Source organism: Gemmatimonadota bacterium (assembly GCA_026706845.1).
Taxonomy (GTDB): domain Bacteria; phylum Latescibacterota; class UBA2968; order UBA2968; family UBA2968; genus VXRD01.
Genome location: JAPOXY010000012.1, coordinates 1 through 4,716 on the forward strand (window position 1 = coordinate 1; position 4,716 = coordinate 4,716).

General features: G+C 52.4%; 5 protein-coding genes. 4 read left to right on the forward strand and 1 reads right to left on the reverse strand.

Translation table 11 applies throughout. The features are described 5' to 3' along the window. On the reverse strand, positions 1-222 hold a 222-nt coding region (locus tag OXG87_01195), incomplete at its 3' end, for a hypothetical protein (GenBank protein MCY3868137.1). A gap of 236 nt (positions 223-458) precedes the next feature. On the opposite strand from OXG87_01195, the gene OXG87_01200 reads away from it, so the two are divergent. The 4 genes from OXG87_01200 to OXG87_01215 form a co-directional block, all read left to right on the forward strand. Continuing rightward, entirely contained in the window at positions 459-1,229 is a 771-nt protein-coding gene (locus OXG87_01200) for a DUF2953 domain-containing protein (GenBank protein ID MCY3868138.1), read from the forward strand. A gap of 84 nt (positions 1,230-1,313) precedes the next feature. Next, positions 1,314-1,700: a spore germination protein GerW family protein gene (locus tag OXG87_01205; protein ID MCY3868139.1), complete on the forward strand. Its 387-nt coding sequence runs from the start codon at positions 1,314-1,316 to the stop codon at positions 1,698-1,700. Between the two features lie 6 nt (positions 1,701-1,706). Then, positions 1,707-3,800, forward strand: coding sequence for an ATP-dependent DNA helicase RecG (gene recG / locus OXG87_01210; GenBank protein MCY3868140.1), 2,094 nt, complete (start codon positions 1,707-1,709; stop codon positions 3,798-3,800). Between the two features lie 106 nt (positions 3,801-3,906). Beyond that, on the forward strand, positions 3,907-4,716 hold an 810-nt coding region (locus OXG87_01215), incomplete at its 3' end, for a carbohydrate kinase family protein (protein ID MCY3868141.1).

The window sequence follows — 4,716 nt, forward strand, 5'->3', positions numbered from 1 at the left end:
ACCAGGACCCATCTTGCCCCGAATACCCCCCGTACCAAACTCGATATGGGTGCGAAAAGCATCCTCAATCTCATCTATATCTTCATCTTCAATAAGCAATTGAATTTCCGGTACAAAATCGGCAAATTCTGGATCAATAAGCCATTGGGAAAGTCCTTGAAATGCCGCGGTAGAAATCCTGTTCTCCGCTGCCCAATTTTTGATCTGCTGGTGTATCTTCATAAATACTCCTGTTTATCAGCGATCAGCAGTCAGCTAAAAACCTTCTGGATTGCGGCTCAAGACCCTGCCGCAATGACGATTAGTGCTCGTCACGCCTGTATGCTTAAAGCAGGCGTCCAGGATGGAGGGTATTTTAACTTTTCATTTGTACCATATATTGTCATCTACGCGCCACCGTGTCAAGTGCAGAGGCAAAACTACTTGACTTTAACCCTCATTTTTGCCCTATTTTGAAAATGCTCACATCAATCCTCATCGCCATTGGCCTTATACTGGGTATCCCCCTCGCAATTCTGGCACTCTTCATATTCTTGCCAATCCGCGCAGGTGCAACGGGATACTACCGCGAAAATGACTATAGTATATCCGGCTTCGCGCGCGGTTGTGCCGGGCTATGTGGTATTATTTGCTACATCGACAAAAAGGGAATACAATTGCGCGTCGTTATCGGACGCTGGACCGCGTGGCGACCCGGGGAAAAACCGCCATCAGCAACAACAGAATCCGAAAAAGACACCACCACCAAACCAAAACGGGACAGACCTAAAAAATCATATCCGACAACAAAACCCTCCTACTGGTCGCGTTTGCAGACCCTGCACGCGAAAACAAAACAATACCTGGACTACGCCGCGGATGTGCGTCCCATTCTGACGCGATTTATGAAGCGCCTATCAAAAACAATCGCATTTCGGCACCTCGAATTGAATCTGGAACTGGGAACGGACGACCCCGCTTTCACCGGGCGTCTATTTGGATATGTAGAAGCGTTCAAGCGCATCTTTGGCAAACGCATCCGCATCTCAATCACCCCTAACTTTATCCAGCCGCGCTTTGCCGGATCGGGATCCCTGCGGCTCTCCGTTTATCTTCACCGTTTGATATTCGCCGCACTCGCCCTTGCTGTACGCGGCGGACTCTGGCGCGCAAAAATCTGGTGGACAGAACGCAAAATCAGGCGCAAAGCAGGGACGGCACAGGGACCGTCCCCTACGATGATATTGTGAAACCAATTTGTAGGGGCGACTTCCCTGTGGTCGCTCGCTGACTGCTAATTGCTAATTATCGCGACTTTATTTATCGGAGGGAACATGGCTATCGAAGACATGGTGCGAACAATGTTAAACGAACTGCGTGAAATCGTAAAAACCGAAACCGTAGTAGGCGACCCTGTTGTCGTGGGCGAAGTCACCATCATACCCGTATCCAAAATATCCTTTGGATTTGGTGCAGGCGGTGGACAGGGCAAAAAAGACGACGGCAGCAGTGGCACGGGTGGAGGCGGCTCTGTGCAACCCGTGGCATTCATCGTCATACAAAAAGGCAAAGCACAACTTCTCCCCATAGAAGACAAAAGCATGTCCATCGCCGACCTGCTCAAATACGCGCCCGATTTAATTGAAAAAATTAAAGCGTTTAAGGACAAGCGAAAAAAACAGAAAGACGACGAGGAAGGCGACAGCGAAGAACAAAAATAAACCACTATGCTCTCAAACTTAAACCAGCCCTTGCGAACACTGCCGGGCATTGGACCAAAACGCGAAAAAGTATTGGAAAACGCCGGCATCGCCACCGTGGGCGATCTGTTATTGTATTTGCCCTATCGGTACATAGATCGATCCACCGAAGTCGGAATCGCACACCTGCCCCTGGAGCGAGAAGTCACCGCAGTTGGCGAAATCGTAAGCATGCAGACAATCCCCGGCAAGCGTCGGCGATTCGTCATGACAGTCGAAGACCAGACCGGATCGGTCGCCTGTACGTGGTTCGGAGGCATTCAATACCTCAAAAATGCATACCGCGCGGGCGACATCGTGGCACTCGGGGGAAAACTGACGCGATTCGGGCGCACCCTGCAAATAGTACACCCCGAAATAGAAGTTCTCGCAAACGAAGAAGACGACAATCAGCGGCTACATACCGGACGCATCATCCCCCTGTACTCGACCACATCAAAAATGAAAGCTGACCGCCTCACAGCCCGCGCACTCCGCCGCCTGTTATTCGCCGCGCTACAAGCTGTTGGAGATCAGATCGAAGACCCATTGGACGAAAACATACGCAAACGCTGTGGCCTGATGCGCCTTAGAGACGCAATTGAAAAAATCCATTTCCCAGACACAACAACGGACATAGACACTGCGCGGCAACGCCTATCATTTGACGAAATCTTCTATATCCAGCTTTATCTGGGACAAGCAAAAAAGCTGCGCCAAAGCGCGCCCGGACGCGTACTGACATCCAGCGGCCCCCTGACGCAACAACTCGTAGCGCATTTGCCCTTTGAACTCACACACGCACAAGCACATGCCATTGCAGAAATCGGCCATGACTTACAGCGCCCCGTAGCCATGCATCGCCTGTTACAGGGCGATGTGGGATCCGGCAAAACCCTCGTCGCCCTCCACGCCATATTGTGTGCCACAGACAGCGGCGCGCAGGCCGCCTTAATGGCACCCACAGAGATCCTCGCCGAGCAACACGCCCACACCATTCGGGAACTCGTCGCACCATTGGGCTTAGAAATAGCACTGGTAACAGGACGCATGCCAAAGGCACAACGCACCAGAGTACTGGACGGATTGCGTTCTGGAAAAATAAAAATAGCAGTCGGCACACATGCCCTATTGCAAAACGACATCGCATTTGCCGACCTCGCACTCATAGTCGTCGATGAGCAACATCGCTTTGGCGTGGTCCAGCGCGCCATGTTGCGCGAAAAAGGCAATGCACCCCATCTCCTGGTCATGACCGCCACCCCCATACCCAGATCCCTATCGCTGACTCTGTACGGCGATCTGGACGTCACCATCATCGACGCCCTGCCGCCCGGTCGCATCCCTGTACGCACGGGATGGCGTTATGCACAGGACCGCGCCCGCGCACTGCAATTTCTCCGCAGCGAACTGCAACAAGGACACCAGGCATATATCGTCTATCCACTCGTATCCGAATCCGAAAAAAGCGACCTGCAAGCCGCCACTGCCGCCTTTGAAGACCTGCAACAGGGCGCACTCTCCAACTTCCAACTGGGCTTGTTGCACGGACGGCTAAAACGCGACAAAAAAGAAACCACAATGTCTGCCTTCAGGCGCGGCGACCTGGATGTATTGGTCACGACAACAGTCATAGAAGTCGGCGTCGATGTACCCAATGCCACAGTCATGATGGTCGAACACGCCGAGCGTTTTGGACTATCGCAATTGCACCAATTGCGCGGGCGCGTGGGCCGCGGCCAACATCAATCCTACTGCATCTTAATCGCAGACCCCCAGGAAGGATTATCGGATGACGCGCGTGAACGCCTCGACGCCATGACGCGAACAACAGACGGATTTGAAATATCAGAAGCCGACTTGTGCATCCGGGGACCCGGACATATTTTTGGCACACAACAAGCCGGCTTTCCCAGATTTCACTTTGCCGATCTCGCCCGCGACAGCGCCTTAATCACCGCCGCACGCCGAGAAGCACAGACACTTCTGGACCACGACCCAAATTTGACCGCACACACTGTTTTAAGACGAGAATTAGACGCAACCGCACGCCACGACATGCAAATTGCGGAAGCGGGGTGACTGCTACCTGCTGACCGCTAATAGTTGACACCCATATTGTATTATGGTAGATTGATTCGGTTTCATCTGCGGATGACCTTTTTCACCATTACCCGGAAACTGACTGATGAATCATGGGCTGCGCATTGCGTTGCTTGGCACGATTAACCGCGACACGATTCACACCGCCGATGGCGTGACAACCGAAAGCTACGGCGGTTTGTTGTACAGCATCCTGGCACTGGCCGAGATCGCGTCTTCTCATGTGGCGATTTATCCCATCTGCAATGCAGGTGCAGACATGGAAACCGTGGTGCGAGAAAAACTCGCGCCATACCCGCACGTCAAATTCGACGGCATCCGATTTGTATCGGGCAAAAACCCTCATTGCTTTCTGGATTACGACGCAAATGGTCGCAAACGCGAAACCCTGCACAATGACGTCCCGCAAATCTCTTTTTCACAAATTGAACCGTTCTTAGACTGCGACGCGATATGCTTTAATTTTATCACCGGAATGGAACTCGCCCTCGAAACCGCACAGCGCGTGCGTCGTTTCGCCACCGGTTTGCTATTGATGGATGTCCACAGTCTAACCCTGGGCATGGATGAAAAACGCCGTCGATTCTGGCGCGTGCCCCCGCAGTGGGAAAAATGGATGGGATGCGTGGATGTCGTACAAATGAATGAGCAAGAAGGCGCTTTACTCGCCGACGAAACACTGGACAGCAAAGACGCAACACGCCGTTTTGCAAAACAAGTATTGTGCGCGGGACCTTCAGTATTGATGATCACGCGCAGCAACCGCGGTTCTGAAACAATTTTTCAAAATGACCGCTCAGACATTGTAATCGACCCGTTCGACCCCGCGCCCATAGCTGAACCCTGTGACGAAACCGGATGTGGCGACACCTTTTTAATGGGCTATACCTGGGCC